The 472-nt window shown below is 65.3% G+C and carries 1 protein-coding gene; it reads left to right on the top strand.

Translation table 11 applies throughout. From position 1 onward, the window contains the following. The coding region (locus HL671_RS37880) for a HAMP domain-containing protein (protein ID WP_172244259.1) at nucleotides 1-472 on the top strand (472 nt) is incomplete at both ends.

The following is a 472-nucleotide window of genomic DNA, read 5'->3' on the forward strand; positions in this document are numbered from 1 at the left end:
CCGAGAAGCTCCAGGCGAAGATGAAGGATGTTGCCGACAGATTGACGACCCGCGTCGACAACCTCGCCAAGGCGGCCGAGGATCAGTATCAGCAGACCTCGCGCATGCTGGTGACGATGGCCGCGCTCGGCATCGTGCTCGGTCTGTCGCTGGGCTTTGTGATCGGGCAGTTCGGCATTGCCAAGCCGATGCGGGCGCTGGTCGCGGTGCTGCAGCGGATGGCCAAGGGCGAGGAGGTCGCGATCTCGGGCGAAGGCCGCGGTGACGAGATCGGCGAGACCGCCCAGGCCGTCAACGAGATCAAGATCATGCTGGCCGAGAAGGCCCGCCAGGAGGCGGAGGCCAAGGTCGCCATGGACAAGATGATGGCGGAGAAGCGCCGTGCCGACATGCACCAGATGGCCGACAATTTCGAGCAGGCCGTGGGGCAGATCGTCGAGACCGTGTCCCATGCCTCGACCGAGCTCGAAGC

It is taken from the genome of Bradyrhizobium denitrificans (assembly GCF_013179005.1).
Lineage (GTDB): Bacteria > Pseudomonadota > Alphaproteobacteria > Rhizobiales > Xanthobacteraceae > Bradyrhizobium > Bradyrhizobium denitrificans.